The sequence below is a fragment of the Sulfurimonas autotrophica DSM 16294 genome (assembly GCF_000147355.1).
Lineage (GTDB): Bacteria > Campylobacterota > Campylobacteria > Campylobacterales > Sulfurimonadaceae > Sulfurimonas > Sulfurimonas autotrophica.
The window spans coordinates 1,689,865-1,714,077 of record NC_014506.1 but is presented as its reverse complement, the minus strand read 5'-3'; the positions used below and the strand labels follow the sequence as shown (position 1 = coordinate 1,714,077).

Annotated in this window: 27 protein-coding genes and 1 tRNA gene; 14 read left to right on the top strand and 14 right to left on the bottom strand. The window is 33.8% G+C overall.

Translation table 11 applies throughout. From position 1 onward, the window contains the following. Positions 1 to 79: 79 nt before the first annotated feature. Complete coding sequence (locus SAUT_RS08750; protein ID WP_013327525.1) at positions 80 to 943, top strand: hypothetical protein; 864 nt, start codon at positions 80 to 82, stop codon at positions 941 to 943. A gap of 1 nt (position 944) precedes the next feature. Here the strand turns inward: SAUT_RS08750 and SAUT_RS08745 are convergent, their stop codons facing one another. From SAUT_RS08745 to modA, 5 genes are all read right to left on the bottom strand, one after another. Next, positions 945 to 1,136: a hypothetical protein gene (locus tag SAUT_RS08745; RefSeq protein WP_013327524.1), complete on the bottom strand. Its 192-nt coding sequence runs from the start codon at positions 1,134 to 1,136 to the stop codon at positions 945 to 947. Between the two features lie 99 nt (positions 1,137 to 1,235). Beyond that, positions 1,236 to 1,312 (bottom strand) — tRNA-Met (locus SAUT_RS08740). A gap of 59 nt (positions 1,313 to 1,371) precedes the next feature. Next, a complete protein-coding gene (locus SAUT_RS08735; RefSeq protein ID WP_013327523.1) occupies positions 1,372 to 1,590 on the bottom strand; it encodes a cold-shock protein in 219 nt (72 codons plus the stop codon). A gap of 222 nt (positions 1,591 to 1,812) precedes the next feature. Next, on the bottom strand, positions 1,813 to 3,069 hold the full coding sequence (gene serS / locus SAUT_RS08730) for a serine--tRNA ligase (RefSeq protein ID WP_013327522.1): 1,257 nt from the start codon (positions 3,067 to 3,069) through the stop codon (positions 1,813 to 1,815). A 70-nt stretch (positions 3,070 to 3,139) separates the two neighbouring features. Then, positions 3,140 to 3,934 (bottom strand): molybdate ABC transporter substrate-binding protein, encoded by a 795-nt coding sequence (gene modA / locus SAUT_RS08725; protein ID WP_013327521.1) that lies wholly within the window; start codon positions 3,932 to 3,934, stop codon positions 3,140 to 3,142. Between the two features lie 96 nt (positions 3,935 to 4,030). Between modA and SAUT_RS08720 the strand changes: the two genes are divergently transcribed. Further along, positions 4,031 to 5,758, top strand: a complete 1,728-nt coding sequence (locus tag SAUT_RS08720) for an HD domain-containing phosphohydrolase (RefSeq protein ID WP_245534099.1) — start codon at positions 4,031 to 4,033, stop codon at positions 5,756 to 5,758. 16 nt (positions 5,759 to 5,774) lie between these two features. Here SAUT_RS08720 and SAUT_RS08715 read toward each other — a convergent pair whose 3' ends face one another. Continuing rightward, entirely contained in the window at positions 5,775 to 6,686 is a 912-nt protein-coding gene (locus SAUT_RS08715) for a methylenetetrahydrofolate reductase (RefSeq protein WP_013327519.1), read from the bottom strand. Between the two features lie 33 nt (positions 6,687 to 6,719). Between SAUT_RS08715 and serB the strand changes: the two genes are divergently transcribed. The 3 genes from serB to SAUT_RS08700 all read left to right on the top strand — a co-directional run bounded on the left by serB (position 6,720) and on the right by SAUT_RS08700 (position 8,111). Further along, a complete protein-coding gene (gene serB, locus SAUT_RS08710) occupies positions 6,720 to 7,376 on the top strand; it encodes a phosphoserine phosphatase SerB (RefSeq protein WP_281046548.1) in 657 nt (218 codons plus the stop codon). Then, positions 7,376 to 7,675 (top strand): hypothetical protein, encoded by a 300-nt coding sequence (locus SAUT_RS08705; RefSeq protein WP_013327517.1) that lies wholly within the window; start codon positions 7,376 to 7,378, stop codon positions 7,673 to 7,675. Before serB ends, SAUT_RS08705 begins: the two co-directional genes overlap by 1 nt. A 97-nt stretch (positions 7,676 to 7,772) precedes the next feature. Then, positions 7,773 to 8,111 carry a hypothetical protein gene (locus SAUT_RS08700; protein ID WP_013327516.1) on the top strand — a complete coding sequence of 113 codons (339 nt, stop codon included), beginning with the start codon at positions 7,773 to 7,775 and terminating at the stop codon, positions 8,109 to 8,111. Positions 8,112 to 8,123: 12 nt separating this feature from the next. Here the strand turns inward: SAUT_RS08700 and SAUT_RS08695 are convergent, their stop codons facing one another. Then, complete coding sequence (locus SAUT_RS08695; RefSeq protein WP_013327515.1) at positions 8,124 to 9,872, bottom strand: hypothetical protein; 1,749 nt, start codon at positions 9,870 to 9,872, stop codon at positions 8,124 to 8,126. Positions 9,873 to 9,994: 122 nt separating this feature from the next. On the opposite strand from SAUT_RS08695, the gene SAUT_RS11390 reads away from it, so the two are divergent. From SAUT_RS11390 to SAUT_RS08670, 5 genes are read left to right on the top strand one after another with little or no spacing between them, the layout of a single operon-like run. Continuing rightward, entirely contained in the window at positions 9,995 to 10,213 is a 219-nt protein-coding gene (locus SAUT_RS11390; RefSeq protein ID WP_169302260.1) for a hypothetical protein, read from the top strand. Next, complete coding sequence (locus SAUT_RS08685; RefSeq protein WP_013327513.1) at positions 10,197 to 11,270, top strand: GGDEF domain-containing protein; 1,074 nt, start codon at positions 10,197 to 10,199, stop codon at positions 11,268 to 11,270. Before SAUT_RS11390 ends, SAUT_RS08685 begins: the two co-directional genes overlap by 17 nt. Then, positions 11,270 to 11,935, top strand: a complete 666-nt coding sequence (locus SAUT_RS08680; protein WP_013327512.1) for a response regulator transcription factor — start codon at positions 11,270 to 11,272, stop codon at positions 11,933 to 11,935. Before SAUT_RS08685 ends, SAUT_RS08680 begins: the two co-directional genes overlap by 1 nt. Further along, complete coding sequence (locus SAUT_RS08675) at positions 11,913 to 13,808, top strand: TonB-dependent receptor (protein WP_013327511.1); 1,896 nt, start codon at positions 11,913 to 11,915, stop codon at positions 13,806 to 13,808. Before SAUT_RS08680 ends, SAUT_RS08675 begins: the two co-directional genes overlap by 23 nt. Then, complete coding sequence (locus SAUT_RS08670) at positions 13,805 to 15,610, top strand: sensor histidine kinase (protein ID WP_041675227.1); 1,806 nt, start codon at positions 13,805 to 13,807, stop codon at positions 15,608 to 15,610. The genes SAUT_RS08675 and SAUT_RS08670 overlap by 4 nt, the downstream gene beginning before the upstream one ends. 43 nt (positions 15,611 to 15,653) lie before the next feature. On the opposite strand, the gene rpsR is transcribed toward SAUT_RS08670, so the two are convergent. The 3 genes from rpsR to rpsF are packed head-to-tail and all read right to left on the bottom strand — an operon-like array spanning position 15,654 to position 16,993. Continuing rightward, positions 15,654 to 15,917, bottom strand: a complete 264-nt coding sequence (rpsR, locus tag SAUT_RS08665) for a 30S ribosomal protein S18 (protein ID WP_013327509.1) — start codon at positions 15,915 to 15,917, stop codon at positions 15,654 to 15,656. A 26-nt stretch (positions 15,918 to 15,943) separates the two neighbouring features. Further along, entirely contained in the window at positions 15,944 to 16,501 is a 558-nt protein-coding gene (locus tag SAUT_RS08660; RefSeq protein ID WP_013327508.1) for a single-stranded DNA-binding protein, read from the bottom strand. A gap of 30 nt (positions 16,502 to 16,531) precedes the next feature. Next, positions 16,532 to 16,993, bottom strand: a complete 462-nt coding sequence (gene rpsF, locus SAUT_RS08655) for a 30S ribosomal protein S6 (RefSeq protein ID WP_013327507.1) — start codon at positions 16,991 to 16,993, stop codon at positions 16,532 to 16,534. 260 nt (positions 16,994 to 17,253) lie between these two features. Between rpsF and SAUT_RS08650 the strand changes: the two genes are divergently transcribed. Both SAUT_RS08650 and SAUT_RS08645 read left to right on the top strand, forming a co-directional pair. Beyond that, positions 17,254 to 18,240, top strand: a complete 987-nt coding sequence (locus SAUT_RS08650) for a divergent polysaccharide deacetylase family protein (protein WP_013327506.1) — start codon at positions 17,254 to 17,256, stop codon at positions 18,238 to 18,240. Positions 18,241 to 18,244: 4 nt separating this feature from the next. Then, the gene (locus SAUT_RS08645) at positions 18,245 to 19,021 is read left to right on the top strand and encodes a DNA-processing protein DprA (RefSeq protein ID WP_013327505.1); all 777 of its coding nucleotides are present in this window, start codon (positions 18,245 to 18,247) and stop codon (positions 19,019 to 19,021) included. 6 nt (positions 19,022 to 19,027) lie between these two features. On the opposite strand, the gene queA is transcribed toward SAUT_RS08645, so the two are convergent. Genes queA through hemW form a run of 4 tightly spaced genes read right to left on the bottom strand, consistent with a single transcriptional unit; the run spans position 19,028 to position 22,427 of the window. Further along, positions 19,028 to 20,056, bottom strand: coding sequence for a tRNA preQ1(34) S-adenosylmethionine ribosyltransferase-isomerase QueA (gene queA, locus SAUT_RS08640; protein WP_013327504.1), 1,029 nt, complete (start codon positions 20,054 to 20,056; stop codon positions 19,028 to 19,030). Then, entirely contained in the window at positions 20,049 to 20,900 is an 852-nt protein-coding gene (gene tatC, locus SAUT_RS08635; RefSeq protein WP_013327503.1) for a twin-arginine translocase subunit TatC, read from the bottom strand. The genes queA and tatC overlap by 8 nt, the downstream gene beginning before the upstream one ends. Beyond that, on the bottom strand, positions 20,893 to 21,312 hold the full coding sequence (gene tatB, locus SAUT_RS08630; RefSeq protein ID WP_013327502.1) for a Sec-independent protein translocase protein TatB: 420 nt from the start codon (positions 21,310 to 21,312) through the stop codon (positions 20,893 to 20,895). Before tatB ends, tatC begins: the two co-directional genes overlap by 8 nt. Before the next feature lie 59 nt (positions 21,313 to 21,371). Next, positions 21,372 to 22,427 carry a radical SAM family heme chaperone HemW gene (gene hemW / locus SAUT_RS08625; protein ID WP_013327501.1) on the bottom strand — a complete coding sequence of 352 codons (1,056 nt, stop codon included), beginning with the start codon at positions 22,425 to 22,427 and terminating at the stop codon, positions 21,372 to 21,374. Positions 22,428 to 22,524: 97 nt separating this feature from the next. Between hemW and SAUT_RS08620 the strand changes: the two genes are divergently transcribed. Further along, positions 22,525 to 22,995, top strand: coding sequence for an RNA pyrophosphohydrolase (locus SAUT_RS08620; protein WP_013327500.1), 471 nt, complete (start codon positions 22,525 to 22,527; stop codon positions 22,993 to 22,995). Then, positions 22,996 to 24,207 carry an aspartate kinase gene (locus SAUT_RS08615; protein ID WP_013327499.1) on the top strand — a complete coding sequence of 404 codons (1,212 nt, stop codon included), beginning with the start codon at positions 22,996 to 22,998 and terminating at the stop codon, positions 24,205 to 24,207. The last annotated feature ends 6 nt before the right edge of the window (positions 24,208 to 24,213 follow it).

Here is a 24,213-nt window from a genome sequence, read left to right as displayed (position 1 = left end):
AACTTATAGTTTAAAATGATATTATAGCAGTAACTACCTGATTTGATGCATACATGTAATGCATGAATTGAGGTGGGTTATGAAAGAAATTATTTCAATATATAAAAAACAATATTCATTTATAGAAAATTCCCTGACTGTAATGGTAGAAAGTATTGATGCAGGTGAATATGATGCAATGGTGAAAGAATCACTGTTTTCACTTTTTCCGGCACTGCAGGCTACTTATAAAATAAATAAAAACTTAAAACAGGCCACGCCGCTTTATACAGCAGAAGAGGATGATAAAACATATCTTGGTCTGGATAAATCACATTTACTTGAACGCATACAGTTTAGAGAAGACAATATATATATTTCAAATGTATATGTAAATTCAAGAAGCGGGACACCTTACATAACAGTTGTACAGTATATTAATGAAGAATATATAGTGTATGATTTTGAATTGTATACACTTTTAAAAGAGCTCTCTTTGGTGGATGGACATGAATACTTTAGTAAATTTACACAATATTTTTATGGACTTTTTGGATTTTTACTCTCACTGTTTTCTTTGGCACTTGTCAGCTACGCATTTTTTACTATTTGGATAACTTTTGGTACGCAAGACAAAGATATTTTGTCTGGACTATTTCGCTCTATCATCGCATTGACTTTGGCGTTGGCTATTTTTGATTTGTCAAAAACAATTTTGGAGCATGAAGTGTTTTACAAAAGTATCAGCCGTGACTATAACATAGAAAACAGACTATTGGCACGCTTTTTGATATCTATTATTATAGCATTGTCTATAGAATCATTAATGGTTGTATTTAAAATTGCTTTGAGTGATTATGGACAGATGATCCATGCTTTTTACCTGATAGCAGGTGTTGGTATTATGATCGCGGTATTGAGTCTTTTTATATTTGTTATGCGGTATTCAAGTAACAAAGAATAAATCAGCATTGTGTCGGATCTTTAAGACAAAGCTCTTTTTTCTTTTGGATAGCCTTTTTTTTCATTTTTAAACTTGATCCTGTCGCTACATCATTAAGAACAAACGCAAATGAAAAAAGATATAAAAAAGAAAAAGCACCAATTAGAGCAATAACTACATATATGTTAAAATATTTAGATAGTGTTTTTTTCATAGCATCTTCCTCAAATAGAATGTATTAACATAAACTATTCTATTACAAAGAAACTTAACTTATATAAATAATTTTAATATAACTATATTTTTTTAGGATTGGTTGCGGAAGCTGGATTTGAACCAGCGACCTTCGGGTTATGAGCCCGACGAGCTACCGAACTGCTCTATTCCGCGATATTTAAGTAAATAGGGAGAGGGATTAAGCAGCTTATATAAGCTGCTTAAAATAAAAGTTACAGACCTGTAACGTTTTCTGCTTGTGGACCTTTGTCACCTTGACCGATTTCAAAAGTTACTTTTTGACCTTCATCAAGTGATACACGACTATGTCCGTTATCATTAATTTGACGATAATGTACAAATACATCTTTCCCGCCATCTTCTACTTCGATAAATCCGAAACCTTTGTCGCTGTTGAACCATTTAACTGTTCCATTTTGTAATGTTGCCATTGTAAATCCTTGTTTGTTTGAGTACACCAAATTTCTTTGATGGTAAAAATATAATATAAAGTTTTTCTTTTAGGTGAATGTACTGGAAACAAAGGAGTCGTCAATATAAAGCAATCTAAAGATGTAACTAGAATCATCTTTTCTTATTGGAATTATATCTTAAAAAAAGTTTAAATACAAGAGATGTGGACAATTCTTTTGATACTTTGCTAGATACAGAGTTTACATCCCTAAATAAGGATGTAAAACTTTTGGAATGTCTATACTTCCATCCGCATTTTGGAAGTTTTCCATAATGGCAACCAGTGTACGACCAACAGCGAGGGATGAGCCGTTGAGTGTGTGAACAAGCTCATTTTTTTTGCCATTTTTAAAACGGATTTTTGCACGTCTTGCCTGAAAATCTCTTGTGTTACTTACAGAAGATATTTCACGGTAGGTGTTCTGTCCCGGAAGCCACACTTCAAGGTCAATCGTCTTGGCAGCTGAAAAGCCCAAATCTCCTGTGCAGAGTGTGACAAGCCGATGCGGTAACTCCAAGGCTTTGAGTAAATCTGACGCACATGTAACCATATCGTCAAATATAATATTGCTTTCACCTGGTGTAGAAATACTCACAAGTTCTACTTTATGAAACTGGTGCTGTCGTATCATTCCTCTCGTGTCACGTCCTGCTGCTCCGGCTTCTTTTCTAAAGCATGAAGTGTAGGCTGTCATTCGCTTAGGTAACTCATCAACCGATAATATCTCGTCTTGATAGAGATTTGTCACAGGAACTTCTGCAGTAGGAATTAAAAAAAGTTCTTGATCTTGAATCTTGTATAAATCATCTTCGAACTTTGGAAGCTGTCCCGTTCCTTCAAGAGCTTTTCTGTTTACAAGTGCAGGAACACTGACTTCATCAAAGCCGCGTTGGCGGTTAAAATCAAGCATAAAATTTATAAGAGCGCGTTCAAGTCGTGCACCCATACCAAAGCTTACAGAAAAGCGTGAAGTTGCAAGTTTTACACCGCGTTCAAAGTCTATCCATCCGTTTTGTTCGGCAAGTTCCCAGTGCTCTTTCGGTGTAAATGAAAACTTTCTTGGCGTGAGCACTTTTTTTATTTCTATATTGTCGTTTTCATCTTCACCGTCTGGTACATCTTCGTCAGGTATATTTGGTATAGCCATAGCAAGTGCTTCAAGTTCTTCTTGGCGCAGACGCTGAATCTCCAAAGCATCAGCAATACGGATTTTATTCTCATCTACTTTTGCTTTTAGTTTCGGTATTTCATGTACCATACCAGCTCTTTTGAGCATGCCAAATTCTTTACTCATAGCATTTTGTGCAGCCTGAAGTGTTTCAAAATTTGCTTTTGCCTCTTTGAGCTCTTCAAATTTTATTTTTACTTTTTCTAAAAGTTTTTCATCAACGCTTTTGCGCATCAACTTTTTACTAATGCTGTCAAAATCTTTTTGTAGTAGTTTTAAATCAATCATAATTGTCCTAAAAATTTATTCTATTTAACTTGTGTGATTATAGCAAAATATTTGTCAGATCCGAGAGTGTTTATTCATCCGGCGTTATATTTGTATAACCGTAATCTCTCAATATTTTTTGTCCCTGTGAAGATTCTAAAAATTTTAAAAATTGCATGGCATTGTTGTTTTTAAGCCCCTCTTTGGATATGACATATGCCTGTATAATAGGATGGTAGAGATTTTTGTTTACTTCTATCCAATCATATCCACGTCTATTATGACCTTTTGGCAGCATATGAACGACTGATTTTGATAAAAAACCGGCATCTCCCTCCCATGTTACATTGTTTATAACTGTTGCAACATCAGATGAGTATCGAATTTTATTTTTAAGATTTTCATAATACTTTGAGTTTTTTAGAGCTTCAAGTGTGGCTTTTCCGTATGGTGCAAAAGATTTGTTTGCAATAGTGATATACGGAATATTTTTATTTTTGAGGGCACGAATTCGCTCTTTTTGCAGTAGAGGATTGTGCGGAGTGACAAGTATTAAAATCCCCCGTGCATATTTTTTTGGTTTTGTTTCACTCTTGTTGGTTGCATAAACTTGTGCAGGATAATCAGTGTCTGCCGAGAAGAAAATATCATAATTTCTGTTTTCGTTTATAATGGCATCTGCTAAATCACCTGATGAACCGTATTGTATATGAACAGTGGCAGTTGGATATTTTGCATAGAATTCTTCAATTATCTTGGGAAAAACAAATTTTAAATTTCCTGCGGCAAATATAATAGCTGAGCGTTCATACTGTTGTCCGGCGAAGAGGGGATTGTAGAAAAAAAGTATTAGAAGTAATATTGGCAATTTTTTATATGATTTCATCAGTCTATTATCCTTTGTTGGAATAATTGTAGCATGTTGTAAGTTTGTTTTGTGTAAAATAGTTAAAAGGATGTAGTTTTGGGATATAGAGTTGGCTTGATAAATAGAATTGTTTACATTATCATTGCTGTATGGACTTTAATTATGTTTATAGGTGGAGGCGTCTCTGTATATAATAATTATAAATATGCAGATTCTTTGGCTGTTAATGAAGCAAAAGTAAGTATTCAAAAAGATTTAGCTTATAGAAGTTGGGTGGCATCACACGGTGGTGTTTATGTCCCCATTACAAAAAAAACACCACCAAATCTTTACCTTTCACATATCAAAAACAGAGATGTGCAGACAAATGATGGGCAGCATCTTACTTTAATGAATCCTGCCTATACACTTTCTCAAATGATGCATGATTATGCGAAGCTCTACGGAACAAAAGGGCATATAACAAGTCTTATTTTATTAAATCCTAAAAATAAACCTGATGATTGGGAAAGAAAATCCCTTCAAGAGATAGATATTACAAAAAAGCCAGTTTTGACTAAAACAGATATAAATGGTGAAAAATATATTCGCTATATTAATCCTCTCATTACAAAACAATCGTGTTTAAAATGTCATGCTTTTCAGGGCTATAAAGTAGGAGATATCAGAGGGGCAGTTTCTGTTTCTATTCCTTTAAGAGGGTATTATGCAGAGGTATTTTATAACTCAATATGGAATATTTTTGCTACTTTAGTTATCTATTTTATCGGCTTGTTCGCAATACTCTATGGTAAAAAGCAGGCAAAAAAGGTTCTGGAAAATAAGATAAAAAATTATGAACAACATATATACTCTTTAGTAAATATGATTGAAAAAAGGGATAGTTATACTGCTGGACATACTAGACGTGTTGCAACGTATTCAGTTCTTATAGCACAGGAAATGGGTTTTAATGATGAGAAGAGTGAAGATCTTTACCGAGCTGCGATGCTGCATGATATCGGGAAGATTTCTACTCCTGACTCTATACTTTTAAAGCCGGGAAAACTCACAGAGTTAGAGTTTAGTATTATTAAAGAGCATGTTGTTGTCAGCTATGAGCTTTTAAAAGAGGTCGATATTTATGGGGAAATTGCTGAGATTGTACGTAATCATCATGAACATTATGATGGTTCAGGATATCCTCGTGGTCTTAAAGGAGATGAAATACCTATTATGTCACAGATTATGACTGTAGCAGATGCTTTTGATGCCATGACTACCAATAGAATTTATAAAGCAAGAAAAGAGATTCCCATAGCACTCAAAGAGTTGCAGGACCTTGCATCAAAGCAGTTTAATTCAGAAGTGGTAAAAGCGGCGTCAAAAGCGCTTGTAAATGTACATATTGATGAAAAAACTTCTTCACAGTTGCCAAAAACGAAGCTTGAACAGGAAAGATTTGCATATTTTTATAGAGATCAGATAACTGGTTTGTATAATAGGGATTATTTAGGTTTTGTTCTGGCATATAACTATACCGATGAATTTAGTTATGAAAATATTTATGTTTTATTTCTTAACAATTTCAATCAATATAACAAAAAATATGGCTGGGCAGAAGGTGATAAAACTCTTAAAAATGTTGCCAAAAAACTTGAAAAATTCTCTCATGAAGCATTGGTCTTTAGAATATATGGCGATGATTTTATTATTCTCTCAAAAGAGATTATAAAAATGGATGAAATAGAAAGGGAAGTTGCTGAGGCTTTATTGGATACCGGTATTAAAATGGCATATAAATATTTTAATATTAAAGACTCTTCTATCGTAAATATTCATGATATTGAGAGCTTGATATAAACTGGAAATTTCAGATTTATAAGAGAATTTCTTTGGCAATCTGAAATTGATTTGCTGTCATCAAATGAATTTTCGGATGTAGCTGCTTGAGGTCTTCAAAAAGCTTTTTACTCAGCTCAAATCCCACTTTATACTCTTCTTCTACACCTTTTATATTGGCTTGGCGCAGTTTGTCTATCCAGCATGGTGGTACGTTTATGCCTGGTACATGTGATGCCAAAAATTGTGCTGTACGCAGTTTTGTGATGGGAAAAACACCTAAAATAAGTTCTGCATTTTTATTCTCGCGGCAGCACTCTTTGTTTGCGTTATCTTTGAGTTCTAAAAGTTGTTTTGCATTTTCCAAATCATAGACTGGCTGAGTGATAATGCCTATTGCTCCGTGTTTGATCTTCTTTTGCATCTTTTTTTGTAATATTTTTGGATTTTTTGCATAAGAATTAACTACGGCGAAAGGGTGTATATGTTTTGGCGCAACGCTAAAAGGCTTAGCAGCATAGTCCATACCGGAGTTTAAAGCGGCAATGATGTCTAGCAATAAAGAACTGTCAGCTTCAAAAACGCCTTTTGTATTTGGCTGGTCTGAGATTGTAGCAGGATCTCCGGTGAGTGCCAAAATAGCCCGGATGTTAAACTCATTCGCACCCAAGAGGTCAGATTGCAGGGCGATTTTATTTCTGTCTCTCATGCTCATTGTTGCTATAACGGGCTTGTTAAATCTGTCTTGCAGTAGTTTGGCAGCAAAAAGGGCATTGTACTTTAGTTTTGCCAAAGGATTGTCTGTTGTAGAAAATCCGTCAATCAACTCTGCAAGTCCCAGCGCTTCTATTTTATCTATAGTAGGCGTAAAGGTTGCCGAGTGCCCAGGTGTTGTTTCTAAAGTAATATATGTATCGTTTTTTAATTTCTCTATGAGTGTGTCAAACAAATAAAATCCTATAATAAGTAGTCTTTAGCTATAATTGCGACATTATATACAAAAGAGAGAAAATTTATGCTAAAACTTGCAGTATTTGACTTTGATTCTACATTAATGGACGGCGAAACGATTGATTTTTTTGCCGATGAATTAGGAATAGGAGAAGAAGTTGCCCGCATTACAGAAGAGGCAATGAGTGGACGGCTTGATTTTTTTGAGTCTTTGCAGCAAAGAGTCGGGCTTTTAAAAGGGCTGGATTTTGAAGTTGTTGAAAAAATATCGCATAACCTGCCTTATATGCCTGGAGCACGTGAGACAATAGCGGAGCTTAAAAGCAGAGGCATAAAAGTAGTCTGCTTTAGCGGCGGTTTTAGAACGGCTACTTCTTATGCAAAAGAGATTTTAGGTTATGATGCCGATTTTTCCAATGCTTTACATGTAAAGAACGGAAAACTTACTGGTCTTGTAGGCGGAGACATGATGTTTAACTTCTCAAAAGGAGATATGCTCGTTCGTCTTCAAAATATTTTGGGTGTAAGCGAAGAAGAAACATTGGTTTGTGGTGACGGTGCAAATGACCTGTCAATGTTTGTCCATGCAGGCACACGAATTGCCTTTTGCGCAAGAGAGATTTTAAAGCGTGAAGCAAATATAATAGTAGATACAAAAGATTTGACACAAATATTAAAGGAAATATAATGCTAGAAAGTACAGTTTGGAGACAGTACCACGATGAAAATAATTTTAGAGAAAAACTTGCAGAGTTTTGTAGACTTGATGCACTTGATTTAATAGATGACGACAAAGAACTTTATGCTGCTTTAAAGGCAAAACTGACGAAAAAAGAGTTAAAACTGTTTGCAATGGATACTGCAGGGGTCGCAGCAGAAGCCATGAAAGCAGAGTTTGATTATAATGATGAAGATTTGCAAAAAGCAAAGTTTAAATTGTATAAAAAACTGATTCAAGATAAAACAAGACTCAATTTTCGAGCATAAAACATAAAATTTTATTATCACTGTATAAGATTAATCTATAATTTATGAAGATGGTAGTAACATATCACAGTGTTATCACTTATTCAAAGGAAATTAAATGAAAAAAACGACTTTATTATTATTGGCTGCTATGGTAGCTGGATCAGTTTTTACAACAAGTGCAATGGCTGATGCAAAAAAAGGTCAGAAATTTTATCTTAAAAAACTAAAAGTTTGTAAAAAAGATGGTCTTAAAAATGGTGCAGTATTCGCAATTAAGCATGATCGTAAAGGTTGGGCTTCTATAAAAGATGCTGGTAAACTCCAAGAAGAATGGACTAAAATTTGTCCTCATGGAGTTAAAAAAATCAAAAAAATGAAACCAAAAGATGTAACTAATCTTTATGATTTTGTTTGGAAATATGCATCAGATGGTGAAGTTCCATCTTGTGGTTAATTTATAACTTTTTTAACTAAATCCTTTTTGGGGTTTGGTTTCCTCTTGCTTCAAAATAATTTTTAAACTTACTCTTCTAGACTTCTCTTTATTTTCTTTTTTATTTATAATGATTTTATTTTTATAATTTAGACCACTGCCTTTTAAAATTTGAGTTAAATACTTCTGTTTTGATTCAGCTTGTGCTAAAAAGAGAGATTTTAATGTTTCATAAGAACGTTTCATTGAGAGTTCTTCATTGTTTAGAAACCTATCTGAAAAAGTAGCATTTTTCCATTCACTAGAAGTATGTCCATTGATTTCTAAAGTATCTATTTGCATTTTATGTGTATATAAAAAAGATAGTAGTTTTTTGGAAAATTTATCAAAAAACTTTTTTTGTTTCATATTGAGTTTGTATTGTCCGGCCTTAAAATAAAGACTTTTGTTTGTAAACTCAATGGTTAGGTCTTTTTTGATTACCAACTCTTTATTATTTATTTCATTTTCAAATAATTTACATAATTGCTCATAAAAATCTTGACTATTGGCTGCTATTTTGGCAATTGTAGCATCCTTATTAAGCTTGACTATCCACATGTTGTTTTCATTGGAGTTGTTATCGGTATGAATGCCGGCTACACCAATTTGCGAGTTTGTTAAAATTGTTGCTTTGTTGAATACATCATAATTTTCATCCCCGTAATGTTCCTGATTAAGGAGCTTTAGATTCTTGCTTATTATCATTGCCAAGCCGTCTGTATTATAATTGTCTTGTACAAAACCTACGCCTATTAACCTACCGTCACTAAACTCTTTTATGTCATTAATCTGACTGGAATATATACTGCCAATATGACTGTCTATCAATATATTTTTATATATATCGAATTTTACTAGGCGTATCTGCTTTTTGTGCATAGCATCAGCTTGGGATAAAGAAATTACAAAATTATGATCTTTTAAGTTTAGTAGTGAAACCGGCTCAATTGTACTTTTACTTGGAATCTTTTTTAACCATACTTTATCGCCGTTTTGTGTTAGTCTTGAGATATATACATTTGTTTTACCCATTTTATGCGTTGCACTAAGTATTACTATGGAGCCATCATCTGCTTGGGCAGCGTCAATGCCTTCATCATCATATTGCGTGCCGTATTTTTTAGTCCATAAAAGCTGTGCATCTTTTGTAAACCTGCTTATACAAATATCATCATTGCCTAAACCACTTTGGAAAATATTATCCTGGTTTGTTCTGGATGTAAACGAAGTTCCCACGGCCAATACTCCGCCATCTTTTAAAGCGAGAAGTTTATTCATTGTGTCATGGTTTTTGGTACCAAAATATATATGATGAGTTAGATTCATATTAGCATTAAGCAACAATAACAGTTGTGAGCCATCCATCGTATAGCCGCCTACAAAGTAGCCATTTGTCGGTGTTTTTATAAAAGAAGCAGGTTTTGCAAATTTTTTAATATTAATTATTTTTGATTGAGTGATTTGTGCTTTATTATTAATGGTAAGGAGTTGCATCTTCGCACCATATTTATTTGAAAGACTTTGTAAATATTCAAAAGGGTCTGTATATGTCTTGTTTACATGTAAGTCTTGTTTGAATTTATTTGTAAATCCAAGTACACTCAGTGTTCTATTATAATTTTGGATAATGTCAACAAGTTCGGCATTAAAAGGTTTATGAACAATTATAGAAAAATTAGATGTCTTTGCATTAAGCAAAAAACTGTGGAGTAAGAGTAAAAGGAGTATTGTTAATTTCATATGGCTGCTTTTTACCTAAGGTATAGCAATAAATATTCCCAAAATTCCGCCATAGTGTTTGAATTTTTTTGTTGTTCATAAAATATGACAAAAATATGACATTATTGTCTTACAATATTTTTATGACTAACAAACTTATGGAACTTGAAAAACAAATCTTACAGAATCGATATTATTTAAATAGATATTATAACAATACTGAAATGCTGCTCTCTCAAGTTGATATGATTTTAAATGTTGGAATGCCCCGAGAGAAAATACAACGCTGGTTAAGAACAAATAAAATTGCTATTAAAATTGTTATTGATATTTTAAAAAAGAAAAATGAAAAGATCTGCTAAAGTATTAGATTTTGGCTTTAACATTGAAAATCCACACTATAACTCTGCACAATTATCTATAATATGTTCTCTTGCTTTAGTGCTCGGTCTGCTTACTTCAAGCATTATTGCTTTTTTTGTAGACCAATCTTTATTCGCTTTTTTTGAAATTACTATTGCAGCAGTCTCTTTCATTTGTATTGGAATATATTTGAAATACAAAAATGTGAAAGTATTGACATTTTCAACGACGATATTGTTTCTTGTAGCAATACTGAGTTACTATATTTATGCAGAAAAATCTATGTTTAGCATTGCATGGCTTTTTTTCTTTCCCTTAGTAGCATTTTTGTTAAATGGTTTAAAAGTCGGAACTATATTAACGGGTATATATATTGTGACAATCTTTATTTATTCATATATAGGACATAAAGGCGCTATCAGTTCTACAGATACATTACAGGTTCTATTTGGACTACTTATATTTTCTGGTTTAGTGTACCTGTTTGAATATAGCAGAAAAGAAGCTTTTAGTAAAATGATGGATGCAATTCACCAACTGGAAAAACTCTCGTATGTTGATGAATTGACGCAATTGTATAATAGACATTTTTTAAACATACATATTTTAAATAATGAAGAATTAAATGACAAATCAGTATTATTCTATATTGCAGATATTGATAATTTTAAAGCATATAATGACACCTATGGGCATCAAAAAGGTGATGAAGCATTGGTGCAAATAGCTGATGCAACAAAAAAAGCGATTGGAGATGACAATACCCATTTTGTTATAAGACTCGGTGGAGAAGAGTTCGGGGGATTTATTTTTGATGAAGAAAATCCGCAACAGCGCATTGAAGAGTTTTTCAAAGTGGTGGAGTCCTTGTCCATAGAGCATATTAACAATGAGTATTCTACAACCTGTACCATTTCAGCAGGTGCTGTTTATTGTGAAAATTGGGATGCAAAAAACTTTTCAAAAATATACAAGATTACCGATGAAGCTCTTTATGAGGCTAAAAAAAATGGAAAGAATCAAGTAATATATAAAAATATGATAAATGAGGAATAATGAAAGCATTATTGGTGGAAGATGACATTCAATTAAATACTACTGTAAAAAAATTCTTGCAATTACAAAACTACAATATCGTGAGTATATTTGATGGAGAAGAAGCGATTAATATCATAGATGAAGAACGGTTTGATGTTTACATCATAGATATAAACCTGCCTAACATCAGTGGACTGGAAATAGTAAAATATATCAGGAAAAAAGATCTTATAAGTCCAATAATCATAATGACGGCTTCACTCGAAGTTAATAATTTTGTAGATGCGTATGATAATGGTTGTAGTGAATACATTAAAAAACCTTTTCATCTTAAAGAGCTGCAAATAAGGATGCAACATTTATTGAAAAATAATTCTTCTGATATATTTGTTGTGAATGATCGAATAAAATATGATTTTGCCAATGAAGAGTTAAAGATAGATAATGCTACTATTCGCCTAAGAAAAAAAGTAAACAGGGTACTGCAGATTTTACTTAAAAACATCAACCATACCGTTAAAACAGAAGAGATTATCAGTTATGTATGGGAAAATGAAATTAAGGAAAGCTATCCATTGAGACAGCTTGTAGCTGATTTACGAAAAGAATTTAATTTTGACAAAAACTACATCATATCGCAGCCGAGTGTCGGGTACAAATTTGAAACAGATTCAAATAGCTAAATTTGTAATCATTGTCTACGCAAGTACGCTAAATGCGTTAATGCTTGAGCCTATCAGCATTGAAGCGCCCTTAGAAAATATTGCGACAACTGAAGTTGATGAAGAGTTGCAGACAAATGCACAAACTCTTTCAGAAAAACTATTGAATCAAGTCAGCATAAACCAAATAGATAGCTCAACCAATGCCAGTGTGATTTCTATCAGAGGAAATGACTTTAGAGCTACGGATTACTATGAAGACGGAGTGCCGCTGTATAAAACCGCAAATGGTTTTGTCGATACTTCTATGTATATTGACAACAGTCTCAAAGTTGACCTGAACTTTGGAGGTGCTCCAAGTTTATATGCTCCTTCTGCTGTAGGTGGAGAAATTGTATTGACTTCTAAAAAACTAAAGAGTGGACTTCACGGTTATGCCGATACCTCTATATCTACAAATAATCGTAAACTTGAAACACTCGTATCCTATAAAACAGATAAATATTATGTAAAAGCTATGCTCAATGGTTTTAAACAAGACCGCTTCATCCTTTCAAATGATTTTGCATATACGCCTATTCAGCCAGATAAAGAAAGAGTTAATTCTGATAAAGAACAGTTTGGAGGATATCTGAAAACGGGCTATAAAATGAGTGAACATAGCGACATTGCTTTTAAGATTTCTTATCTAAAAGGAGATTTTGGACTTCCTGTTCAAGTGTATAATGAACCTTCAAATGCTTTCTCAACGGCCGCTGATTATCAAAGAACAGACAACAAAGAACTCAATTCCTACTGGTTTTACTATGATTACAAAATTAACACCCTTACATTGAAACTGCGATCTTATTATGATGCCTATACAGACACATTTAACTTTTATAATTCGCCAAGTTTTACAACTTTAAAATATGATGAATCCATATATGAAGATAGTAGACTAGGAAGCATCCTCTCTGTCGGATATGATTACTCTCAAAAGAGCAGTGCTTTAGTAACGCTTCGAGTAGATAGAAATAGACATAGAACAAAAGATGGAGACACCAATAGCTATAGAGACTATGAAGCAATAGAGAGTTCATTGTCCTATCTTCATAAATATCAATACAATAAAAATATTTTATTAACAGCATCTTTGGCATATAAAATACAAAATCTTACTCAAGCATATAGATATAACAATACTGATATTGACTATAAAGATAACAAAGCAGTTGATGGACAGCTTACATGTAACTATGTATATAATAAGGAACAGTCTTACTATATGTCAATTGCAAAAAAGAACAGATTTGCTTCAATGGTGGAACTCTATCCGTTCTTTCCATGGGATACGGCTACGCAATATGTAAAACCGGAAAGATCAAAGAGTCTAGAGATTGGCACAGAGTTAAAAGTTATAAAAAATACAAAACTTAAATTGGCAACATATTACAACAGAGTAGATGATATGATCCTGTTTGACGGCAACCAATACGAAAACAGTGATGCGGCTACAATAAAAGGAGTAGAACTAAGTCTCTATAATTATTCTTTTGAAAACCAGAATATAGAATTTTCATATGCCTATACAGATGCAAAAGATAAAGAAGATAAAAGAGTGATACTTATTCCTGCATCAAAGTTAAATATAACAGATGAAATATTCTTTCAATCCAATACCAGTTTTTTAGTAACGTATCTGTATGTAGGCTCAAGAGACGATGTGTATAATTCAAAAACATATAGCTTAGAGAGCTATTCTCTCATAGACACCCAAATATCATATGCTCCAAAAACGAACCTTACTCTCAAAGGCGGCGTAAAAAATCTGCTTGATGAGAACTGTGCAAGCAGACATGGACAACCCGCTCCCGGTAGAGCTTTTTTTCTAAGTCTAAAGTATAAATTTTGAAGCTCACTACAAAAATATATCTGCTGCAGTTTATCTTAGGATTACTACTGTTGTCCTTTTTGCTCTTTACCTATCTGTTCTATCAAAAACAATATAAAGCAGATATACAACGCTTTGTAGATAACAAGGTGGTTTTTTATAAAAAGCAATTATTGTCATCGTACAATCAGGCTGCACAAGTATTGATTTCTAAAAAACAGCTTCTCAAGCAGATTCACATTGCAGCACTAAAAATACTTCGTAGTGATATGAATATGGATCTGGAGGAATTAAAAAAGCAATTGACTAAAAAGTTTCATTTAGGCGATATCGATTTAAATATTTTTTTGATTAATAAAAACTACATTATTTATAAAACGACATTTCCTAAAGATTTGGGATTCAATCTGGGTATGATAAAAGAAGCTAAAATTTTTTTGAATGAAACAACAAAGGATTCTAAAATTTATATTTCAAATTTTGTGTCAACAGATTTGCTTGATATGAAATATAAACTTTACGCGTATTCTCTTTTAAAAGACAACACTTACTTGGAAGTCGGAATAACGGATAATAAAATTGGAAGTATATGGAACTCCATAATAGCCCAAAACAATGCGACAGTAAATAAGATAAAATTTTATACTATCTATGAAGATAAACAAAAATATTATTATTATGACATGTTAAAAGGGATAAAAAAGAGTAACAAAAATGAATACTATAAAGATAGGCAAAAATTTTTTAAAACAAAGCATGGGTATAATAATATAATTAATGCCTACCTTACACACGAAATAGCAGCAACAAAAAAAGGAAATAGTGAGAGAGTAGTTGTACCGTTCTTTGATAAAGATATGTATTCTAAAATTGGTGTTACAAATATTATTATGCAGTTAGATATTGATATCTTTCCTCAGGTGCATGCATTACAACACTTTGAGCGTATATTTTTTGTTTCTGTCACATTCATTGTAGGGTTTTTGATTTTTATCTTTTTTCTCATTCAAAATAATTTTACAAAGCCGATTGAAGTGATTATAAAAAGTATTAACAAAAAAGAACCTGTACAAGATAATGCCTTACTAGACAAAAATGATGAACTCGGAATTGTTGCCAAGGAGTACAACACTCTTTTAGAATCTTTAAAGAAAGAAATACTAACCAATACGCAGCTATTGAATGAAAATAAAAGATTTATCGCCGATACAGTACATCAAATAAGAACACCGCTTGCAAATATAATGATGAACAGTGACATGGTAAAGTTAACAGCAACAGACAGCTCGTCTGATGAATTTATAGACCAAATTAACTCGTCAATTAATATGCTCACAAATTCATATGAAGATCTGTCTTATATTATTTCACATGACAGTATCGTGTATGCACCAGTAAACTTGTCATTGAGTGAAGTACTTCAACAGAGAATCTCTTTTTTCACAACGATTGCAAAAGTGAACCATAAAGTGATTGTTGGCAATATTCAAGAGGATATTGATTTTACAATAAATCAAATAGAGTTGGAGAGACTGATAGATAATAATATTTCCAATGCTGTTAAATATGCTGACATCAATAAGCCCATAACTATAAACCTAATTCAAAGTGATGATATTATAAGATTGTCTTTTTCTTCTTACTCAGAACCTATCAAAAACAAAGAAAAGCTTTTTGATAAAAACTATAGAGAAAATGAAAATAAAAGAGGGTTGGGATTAGGGTTGAATATGGTGAAAAGTATATGTGAAAAGTATGCTATATTTTATTCTGTACAGTATGCTGAGAGACAAAATATATTTATATATGAGTTTAGAGTTTAAGAGAGATGATATAAACCCCAGAAAAGGGGTTTAAGAAAAAGACCTATCTTAGGTTTTCAAATGGTGCAGTTACAACTTGCTTGCGACTTACAGTGTATGGAACTAAAGCTGCTGCACGAGCACGTTTAATTACTACTGTAATCATATCTTGATGACGTTTACAGTTACCTGTTAAACGACGTGGCATAATTTTATATCTTTCTGATAATGAAAAACGTAAACTTGCTACTTCTTTGTAATCCATGAAGTCAACTTTTGCTTCACAGTATTTACAATATCTTTTTTTGTATTTTCTTTTTTCTGACATGTTATTACCTTTGTATCTATTTTTTTCTAAAATGGAATTTCATCTTCATCTATATCAATTTCAGGAATTGAGTTGCTACTTGGCATTTCACGACTCTGAGACGCTGCTTGATTATTATTGTAGCTATTTTGTTGTTGCTGTGGCTGATAACTTTGCTGCTGTTGTTGAGCAGGTTGTTGGTAGCCTTGAGGCTCCCCCTGAGCAGGTGCGTTATATCCACCGTTTTGTGCCGGTGCATTGTAACCGCTGCCTTGGTTGTCCCCTTTGGAGTCAAGCATTTGCATAGTTTCTACAATAACAGAGTGTTTAGATCTTTTTTGTCCATTTTGGTCAACCCATTGTTCAAAGTTTAATCTTCCCTCAACAAGGATTTTGCTTCCTTTTCTGAGGTATTGGTTTGCAACTTCGGCACTTCTTCCGAAGAATGTAATATCTACAAAACAGACCTCCTCTTTTTTTTCTCCATTACTGGTGAATTTACGGCTTGTAGCAATTGCAGTTTTTGCAATTCCCATTCCACCTTGAGAGTATCTAAGCTCGATATCGCGTGTCAAGTTACCAACTAAAATTATTTTATTGAACATAAATTTTCCTTCAATTTATAGCGAATGCTATTACTCAGCTGCTGCTTCTGTTGCTGGAGATTCTTCTACTTTTGGAGCTTCTTCTGCTTTTGGAGCTTCTTCTGCTTTTGGAGCTTCTTCTGCTTTTGGAGCTTCTTCTGCTTTTGGAGCCTCAGGTGCTTTGTTTGCTTTTTCAACAAAACCATTCCATGCTTTTATTTCACGGTTTGAATCATATTTGATAGTAACAAATCTTAAAAGGTCTTCGTTGATACGGAAACGTCTTTCAATTTCAGCGATTGCAGCCGGAGCTACTGAATAGTAGATTACATAGTAATAACCACGTTCGTTTTTATCAATTGGGTATGCTAATTTTCTCATTCCCATAGCGTTTGTCGCTGCAATTTCTCCACCGTTTGAAGTAATAACTTCTTCAACAGCTTTGATGCTAGCTTGGATTTCTTCTGCAGTAAATGTAGGTTTTACGATTACTAAGTTTTCGTAGTGTCTCATATAGTATGATCTCCTCTTGGTATTGCCTAATTCTAGGCTTTTGTTTCCCTTTCGGATCTGAATATAGTGTCAATTCTGACATTACAAAGAGAAAGGAACTTGGAATTATACATAAGTTTTGCTTAAAAATAACACATGTATTTTTTCTTGTTCTTTTAATGACAAATTGCAATAAAATCAAAATTTTTATTTTTTTAGGATATAGTTTCAGTAAAGGACACTTCTAAAAACCCTAAATTTAAAAGTAAGATGAAAAGTTAATGGCAAAAAGAAAAAAAAGAACAAAGAAAAAGAGTAGTTCCACTTTATTAAAATATACAGCATGGACGTTGGCGATCATAGCACTTGTATTGACATCTTTGATAGTAGGATATTATTTAGGAGTCAATAATGAAAAAACAAAAACAATTGTAAAAGAAAAAGTGATTGTAAAAGAGAAAAAAACGGCTAAAATCCCAAAAGCTCCTGTAAGTGTAAATAAAAGACTTAAAGAAGTACTAAAAAAAGAGACAAAAGCATATGCCTCAGCAGCACATGAAATAGATGATGAAACATTGGCAAATCCACCTAAAGCGAAAGCAAAAAAAGTAGAAATCTATACATCAAAACCAAAATTGGCTATTATTATAGATGATATGCAGACTACTTCGCAGGTAAGAGCTGTAAAAAGCTTACACCTTAATGTTACTATGTCATTTCTTCCACCGCGTGCGGCAAGACCGAATTCTGCAAAGCTGGCATCGCATGAAAAATTTTATATGGTGCATTTACCAATGGAAGCAATGCATTTTAGTGCAGAGGAGCCGCATACACTACGTATATATGATTCTCAACAAAAAATTTCTGCAAAAATTAAAGATATTAAAAAGTTATTTCCAAAAGTTGGATATATTAATAATCATACGGGCAGTAAGTTTACTGCAAATGAGGTTGCAATGAACAGGCTGATTTTTGCACTTAATACAAATCATATTCATTTTATTGATAGCAGAACGACAGCAAAAACGATGGCACCAAAAGTGTTGAAAAACTTTGGTTTGAAATATGTTTCGCGTGATGTATTTTTAGATCACCATATGGACAAACCATACATATTAAAGCAAATTAAAAAAGCAATTGCTGTTGCCAAATCTCATGGAAGTGCCATTGCCATAGGTCACCCTCATAAAAATACATTGCAAGCTTTGTATGAATCAAAAGATTTATTCAAAGATGTTGAATTAGTTCAGGTCAATAAAATATATTAAGTTTATGATTGAACAAATAAGATTTCATATATCTGAACTAGAAGCTATGAAACACTATCCGAGTGTACTTTTTTATAAAGGCAACACAGATTTGTTGTACAAAAAGAAAGTAGCAATCGTAGGCAGTCGAAAACCAAATCAATACGCAAGAGAATTAACACATAAACTCTCCATGAAACTTTCCCAGGTGGGTATTTGCATAGTAAGTGGCGGTGCTCTTGGCGTCGATGCAATTGCGCATAAAGCGGCTGGTGCACATAATACAATAATGGTCGCTGCAACCGGACTTGACAAGCGCTATCCTTCAATTAATAAAAATATCATTGCAGATATTGAAAAAAGTGGTTTGGTATTAAGTCAGTTTCAGGAAGGTACGCCTTCTCAAAAGTACAATTTTCCTCTGCGCAATGAAGTCGTTGTCGCTTTGGGTGATGTACTTGTAGTAACATATGCTGATTTTAATTCTGGAACGATGCACAGTGTTGAGTATGCTCTTAAAATGGGAAAAGAAGTTTATGTCTTAGCACATAGAATTGGCGAGAGTGAAGCAACCAATGATTTACTCTTACAAGGAAAAGCAAAAGCTATTTATGATTTGGATGCTTTTGTCGCCAAATTTGCACATCCCAAAAGTTCAGAATCTATTTTAGATGCATTTTTACTTTACTGCCAAAGTAATCCGACCTATGAGGAAGCTTTGAAAAAGTATCCGTCAAAAATTTTTGAAGCAGAGCTCAATGGAACAATAGAAATAAAAAATGCAAAAGTTTATACAGTCTAAGATGAATTAAAGGATAAGCATCGCATCGCCGTAAGAGTAAAATCTATATTTTTCTTTTATCGCCTCAGCATAGAGCTCTTGAGTTTTTTGTAAACCTACAAAGGATGCAACGAGCATAAGCAGTGTTGATTTTGGCAGATGAAAATTTGTCAGTAGGTGATTTACTCGTAATGGTTTGTTATTTGGATGTAAAAAAAGATTTGCTTCGCCTTTAGTCTGTTCTTTATGCCTTGCATAAAATTCTATGGTTCTTGTTGATGTTGTTCCGACACTGACGATTGGGATGTTAGAATCTAAAATTGCTTGAGCTTGTGGCGAAATATCGTAATATTCTGAGTGCATAGGGTGCTCGGTGATGATATCAGCTTCAACCGGTTTAAATGTTCCGCTTCCTACATGTAACGTGACATAGGCATGTTTATGGTTTTTACAAATTCTTTCGTGTTGTGCTGGTGTGAAATGAAGCGAGGCAGTCGGCGCGGCAACGGCACCTTCTTGGCAGGCAAATACACTCTGGTACTCATTTGCATCTTCATCTTCATCTGCTCTTTGAATATATGGAGGCAGCGGAATATGCCCGATTTTATCGATAATTGGGAGTAAATCTTCAAAGCGCAGCAATGTGTCATTTTGATAAAAATTAACTTCACGACTTCCGTCATCATTTAGTTTTGTAACTTTTGCTTTAAGATTATCTTCAAAAAATATTTCACTGCCTGCTTTGACTTTTCCTCGTATATAAACATTAACATCACATGCATTTAGCGCTCTGTTTATAAGCAGTTCAATTTTACCGCCGCTTGGTTTTTGTCCAAAAAGTCTCGCTTTTATAACTTTGGTATCATTAAAGATTAAAGCACACTCTTTAGGCAGAAACTCTTCAAGGTTATAAAAAAAAGTATGTGTAATAGTGTCTGTAGCTCTGTCATATACCAAAAGTTTGGCATGGTCGCGGGGCGAGGCAGGATAACTGGCTATAAGCTCATCTGGAAGTGTGAAGTCATAGCTTGAAGTGAGTAACTCTTTGTTACTCACCTTTTTTCCCGTCATCTACAAGTTCGTCATAATCTTCGTGATGTTCAACTTTGAGATTGTTTTCATCTTCTTCTTCATCTTCATCTTCATTTTCTTCATCTTCAATAGGCGCTGCAGGATTCACCATTTTCACTATTAAAATAGAAAGCAGATAAAGTATAACAAGCGGACCTGCCATCAGAAGTTGTGTAAGTACATCCGGTGGAGTTAAAAGTGCCGCAACAATAAAAATAATAACAATGGCATATTTGAAAAATGATGTCATTTGTCTGTCATCAACAAGACCAAGAAGTGCTAAAAAGTAGGCAAAAACAGGCAGTTCAAAAGCAAGACCAAAACCAAACATGATTTTTGTAAAAAACCCTACATAATCTTCAATATTAATAAGCGGGGTGAATTTAAAAGAACCAAAGGTTATGAGAAAATCAAATCCAAAAGGTGTTACGACATAGTAGGCAAAGAGGACACCCACAAGAAACATGATTGTTCCTCCTGCAACAAAAGGAAAAACCATTTTTTTTTCATGCGCATAAAGACCAGGAGCAATGAAAAACCAAATTTGCGAGAGTATAATTGGTAGTGCACCTAATATGGCCGCAAAAAATGAAACTTTTAATGCTACAAAAAATGCACCGCCGACTTGAGAGGTGGTGATCATACCGTTTGCCGCATTAACTGACACTTTACCAACTTCTGTAAGTGCATCATTGAGTGGTTGCACCATCCATGTAAGTATAGGTTCATGAAAGTAAAACATGACAAAAAACATGACTATTAAACTTGCAGCTGATATAGCCAGCCTTTTTCGGAGTTCTACAAGGTGTGGTCTTAATTCATCAAACATCTTTATTTTCTTCTTCTTTCTTATCTATTTTTTCTTCTTTTGGTTTTTTCTTAAAAGTTACTTCTTGAGGCTCTTTTGACTCTTTTTTCGGCTCTTTTTTGGCATCATCATCTGCTAGAATATCATCAGTTAAGCTTGTGAGTTTTGCGCCGGCTTCTGCTGGAATATCTGTCACTTTATGTAAACTTTCACTTGCATTGAGAAGCTCTTGTTTATAAGCGAGTGCTTCTTGCTTTATTTCACTTAAATTCATCTCTTCTTCGAGAGAATCTTTTACGTTTCCTATTGTACTTTTGACATTTTTAAAAAATTTAGCAATTTCTATCATCGTACTAGGCAGTTTATCAGGACCTAGAAAAAGGATAGCAATAACTGCTATTAAGAGCATTTCTGTAAAACCCATACCGAACATGTTAAGCCTTCATATTTTATTGATTGTGTGATTTTATCTAAAGATTGATTAAAAATTCTTCAAGAGGTCAAAAATAATGCAATCTCATCTGCTAAAAGATAATCTTCATTGTATAAAATATTATTTTCAAGCTTTAATTTTTGTTCATCAAGCAAAATTTCTGCTTTTTTGAGTTCCTGGGTATTCAATATATCTTGATTTATACCGACAACTGAGCGCAGACCTAAAAATATCTGTTCAAGTCTTTTATCTTCTTGGCTTAACATCTCTTCTTGAATTTTTAAGGGATTATCTATATATGTTTCTATATCGGTTTGCGGATAAAATCTCATAAGACCTAACTTGCCGACTGCTCCGGCACCTGCACCTATATAGTCTTTATATTTCCAGTAGCCGAGATTATGGAGTGATTGATAGGTTCCAAAGTTACTTATCTCATACTGTTTAAACCCATATTTTTGGATTTTTTGAAATAACCATTTTGTAAGAGAGAGCTGTTCGCTTGACATTTGGGGACGATTTTCAAAGGCAGTTCCTTCTTCAATCATCAAAGCATAGGCACTTATATGGTTGATTGGCAAGGACATGGCTACATGTAAATCGCTTGCCAGAAGCTCTTTTGTGTCGCCTAAAGTAGCATAAATTAAGTCTAATGAGATGTTTTTAAAACCAATTTGAGAAGCATTGTGCACAGCATCTATAGATATTTGCGGGGTATGGGCTCTGTTTAAGAGTTTGAGTTTTTCTTTGTCAAAGGTTTGTGTTCCAAAGCTGATACGGTTGACGCCAAGTTTTTTCATGCCTTCAAGCCACTCTTTTGTAGCGGAGTTTGGGTTGGCTTCACTGGTTATTTCGGCATTATGAACTAGATAAGGGTTGAGTAGCGCAAAAATATCTTCATAAAGTTTTGGATTAACCGTTGAAGGAGTACCGCCTCCTATAAATACAGTTTCAATCGTCTCTTTTTTAGCTTGAAATCTCAGGAGCTCATGTTGGAGCTGTTTTTTGAGTGCCTGCATGTACTTTTCTTTGAGATGAAATTTATCTACATAAGAGTTGAAAGCACAGTAGGAGCATTTAGAATCGCAAAAAGGGATATGAATATAAACTAACATAGTAAAATTATAACCGGATAAACTTATTTTAATGGCTATTTTTGTATAATCGCGATAATAAAATTTTGCAAGAAGTTTAAAAAATACAGGTGCTTACATGAGTAAAGAAGAAATATACCGTCCTAATGTTGCAATGATAATAGTCTCAAGTGAGTATCCGCAAAAAAAAGATATTTTTATTGCGCAGAGAAATGATCTTACGGATATCTGGCAGTTCCCGCAAGGAGGCATTGACGAAGGTGAAGAAGTTCATGAAGCACTTTTTCGTGAGATGGAAGAAGAAATAGGTACAGATGCAGCGGAAATAATTGCAGAATACCCCCAATGGGTTTCTTATGATTTTCCTCCTAAAATCGCAACTAAAATGAAGCCGTATAAAGGGCAGACGCAAAAATATTTTCTGCTTAAATTATCAAAAGATGCAAAAATAAATCTTGATACAAAACATCCTGAGTTTATAGATTACAAGTTTGTAAATATAGAAAGTGTTTTAGATTATACGGCACATTTTAAGCAGCCTGTGTATGAAAAAGTTATAAATTATTTTAAGAAAGAGGGGCTGTTGTAGATGTTAATAGTTCAAAAATTCGGTGGAACAAGTGTTGGTGATTTAGAGCGTATACAAAACGTGGCAAATCGTGTAGCGGCAACAAGAAAAGCGGGAAATGATGTTGTAGTAGTTGTTTCAGCTATGAGCGGTGAAACAAATAAACTTGTAGGTTTTGCTGAGCATTTTTCAACAAATCCTGCCCGGGCTGAAATGGATATGCTTTTAAGCTCGGGAGAGCGTGTAACTGCGGCTCTTCTTTCTATTGCGTTGCAGGAAATGGGTATTGATGCTGAGGCAATGACAGGAAGAAAAGCCGGAATTGTGACAGACAAGCATCATACAAAAGCGCGTATTGAAGAGATAAATCCGCAATCAATGAAAAATGTTTTAAAAGAGGGGAAAGTTGTCGTCGTAGCAGGTTTTCAAGGCGTTAATGAAAATGGTGATGTTACAACGCTCGGACGCGGAGGAAGTGATTTGTCTGCTGTAGCCATCGCCGGTGCCCTAAAGGCTGATTTATGCGAAATATATACAGATGTAACGGGAATTTTTACTACGGATCCCCGTATAGAGCCAAAAGCGAAGAAATTGGAAAAGATTTCTTATGACGAGATGCTTGAGCTAGCATCTTTAGGAGCAAAAGTATTGCAAAACCGTTCAGTAGAACTGGCAAAAAAGTTAGATGTAAACTTAGTGACAAGAAGCAGTTTTTGCGATGAAGAGGGAACATTAATTACAAAGGAAGAAAATATTATGGAAAAACCATTAGTAAGCGGAATTGCTTTAGACAGAAACCAAGCACGTATCTCTTTAATGGGTGTCAAAGACAGACCGGGCATAGCCTCTGATATTTTTAATGCATTAGCGGATGCTGAAGTCAATGTCGATATGATTATTCAAAACAAAGCGGTTGATGACACAACAAACATTGACTTTACAGTACCTGTTGGTGACTTACATGATGCAAAAAGTGTCGTAGATACATTTGTCAAAAGCGGTGAAATCAAAGATGATTCTTATAATGAAGATATTTGTAAAGTTTCTGTCGTAGGTGTTGGTATGAAATCGCATGCAGGCGTTGCTGCACAGGCATTTTCAACGATGGCAAAAGAAAATATTAATATCAATATGATTTCAACTTCAGAAATAAAAGTTTCTATGGTAATTGATGAAAAATATGCGGAACTTGCTGTACGCAGTCTTCATAATACTTATGAGTTAGACAAATAAGCACTC

Coding starts and splice junctions, on each gene's coding strand:
- SAUT_RS08750 (WP_013327525.1), top strand. CDS start 80: ATGAAAGAAATTATTTCAATATATAAAAAACAATATTCATTTATAGAA.
- SAUT_RS08745 (WP_013327524.1), bottom strand. CDS start 1,136: ATGAAAAAAACACTATCTAAATATTTTAACATATATGTAGTTATTGCT.
- SAUT_RS08735 (WP_013327523.1), bottom strand. CDS start 1,590: ATGGCAACATTACAAAATGGAACAGTTAAATGGTTCAACAGCGACAAA.
- serS (WP_013327522.1), bottom strand. CDS start 3,069: ATGATTGATTTAAAACTACTACAAAAAGATTTTGACAGCATTAGTAAA.
- modA (WP_013327521.1), bottom strand. CDS start 3,934: ATGAAATCATATAAAAAATTGCCAATATTACTTCTAATACTTTTTTTC.
- SAUT_RS08705 (WP_013327517.1), top strand. CDS start 7,376: ATGCTAGAAAGTACAGTTTGGAGACAGTACCACGATGAAAATAATTTT.
- SAUT_RS08700 (WP_013327516.1), top strand. CDS start 7,773: ATGAAAAAAACGACTTTATTATTATTGGCTGCTATGGTAGCTGGATCA.
- SAUT_RS08695 (WP_013327515.1), bottom strand. CDS start 9,872: ATGAAATTAACAATACTCCTTTTACTCTTACTCCACAGTTTTTTGCTT.
- SAUT_RS11390 (WP_169302260.1), top strand. CDS start 9,995: ATGACTAACAAACTTATGGAACTTGAAAAACAAATCTTACAGAATCGA.
- SAUT_RS08685 (WP_013327513.1), top strand. CDS start 10,197: ATGAAAAGATCTGCTAAAGTATTAGATTTTGGCTTTAACATTGAAAAT.
- SAUT_RS08680 (WP_013327512.1), top strand. CDS start 11,270: ATGAAAGCATTATTGGTGGAAGATGACATTCAATTAAATACTACTGTA.
- rpsR (WP_013327509.1), bottom strand. CDS start 15,917: ATGTCAGAAAAAAGAAAATACAAAAAAAGATATTGTAAATACTGTGAA.
- SAUT_RS08660 (WP_013327508.1), bottom strand. CDS start 16,501: ATGTTCAATAAAATAATTTTAGTTGGTAACTTGACACGCGATATCGAG.
- rpsF (WP_013327507.1), bottom strand. CDS start 16,993: ATGAGACACTACGAAAACTTAGTAATCGTAAAACCTACATTTACTGCA.
- SAUT_RS08650 (WP_013327506.1), top strand. CDS start 17,254: ATGGCAAAAAGAAAAAAAAGAACAAAGAAAAAGAGTAGTTCCACTTTA.
- SAUT_RS08645 (WP_013327505.1), top strand. CDS start 18,245: ATGATTGAACAAATAAGATTTCATATATCTGAACTAGAAGCTATGAAA.
- tatC (WP_013327503.1), bottom strand. CDS start 20,900: ATGTTTGATGAATTAAGACCACACCTTGTAGAACTCCGAAAAAGGCTG.
- tatB (WP_013327502.1), bottom strand. CDS start 21,312: ATGTTCGGTATGGGTTTTACAGAAATGCTCTTAATAGCAGTTATTGCT.
- hemW (WP_013327501.1), bottom strand. CDS start 22,427: ATGTTAGTTTATATTCATATCCCTTTTTGCGATTCTAAATGCTCCTAC.
- SAUT_RS08620 (WP_013327500.1), top strand. CDS start 22,525: ATGAGTAAAGAAGAAATATACCGTCCTAATGTTGCAATGATAATAGTC.
- SAUT_RS08615 (WP_013327499.1), top strand. CDS start 22,996: ATGTTAATAGTTCAAAAATTCGGTGGAACAAGTGTTGGTGATTTAGAG.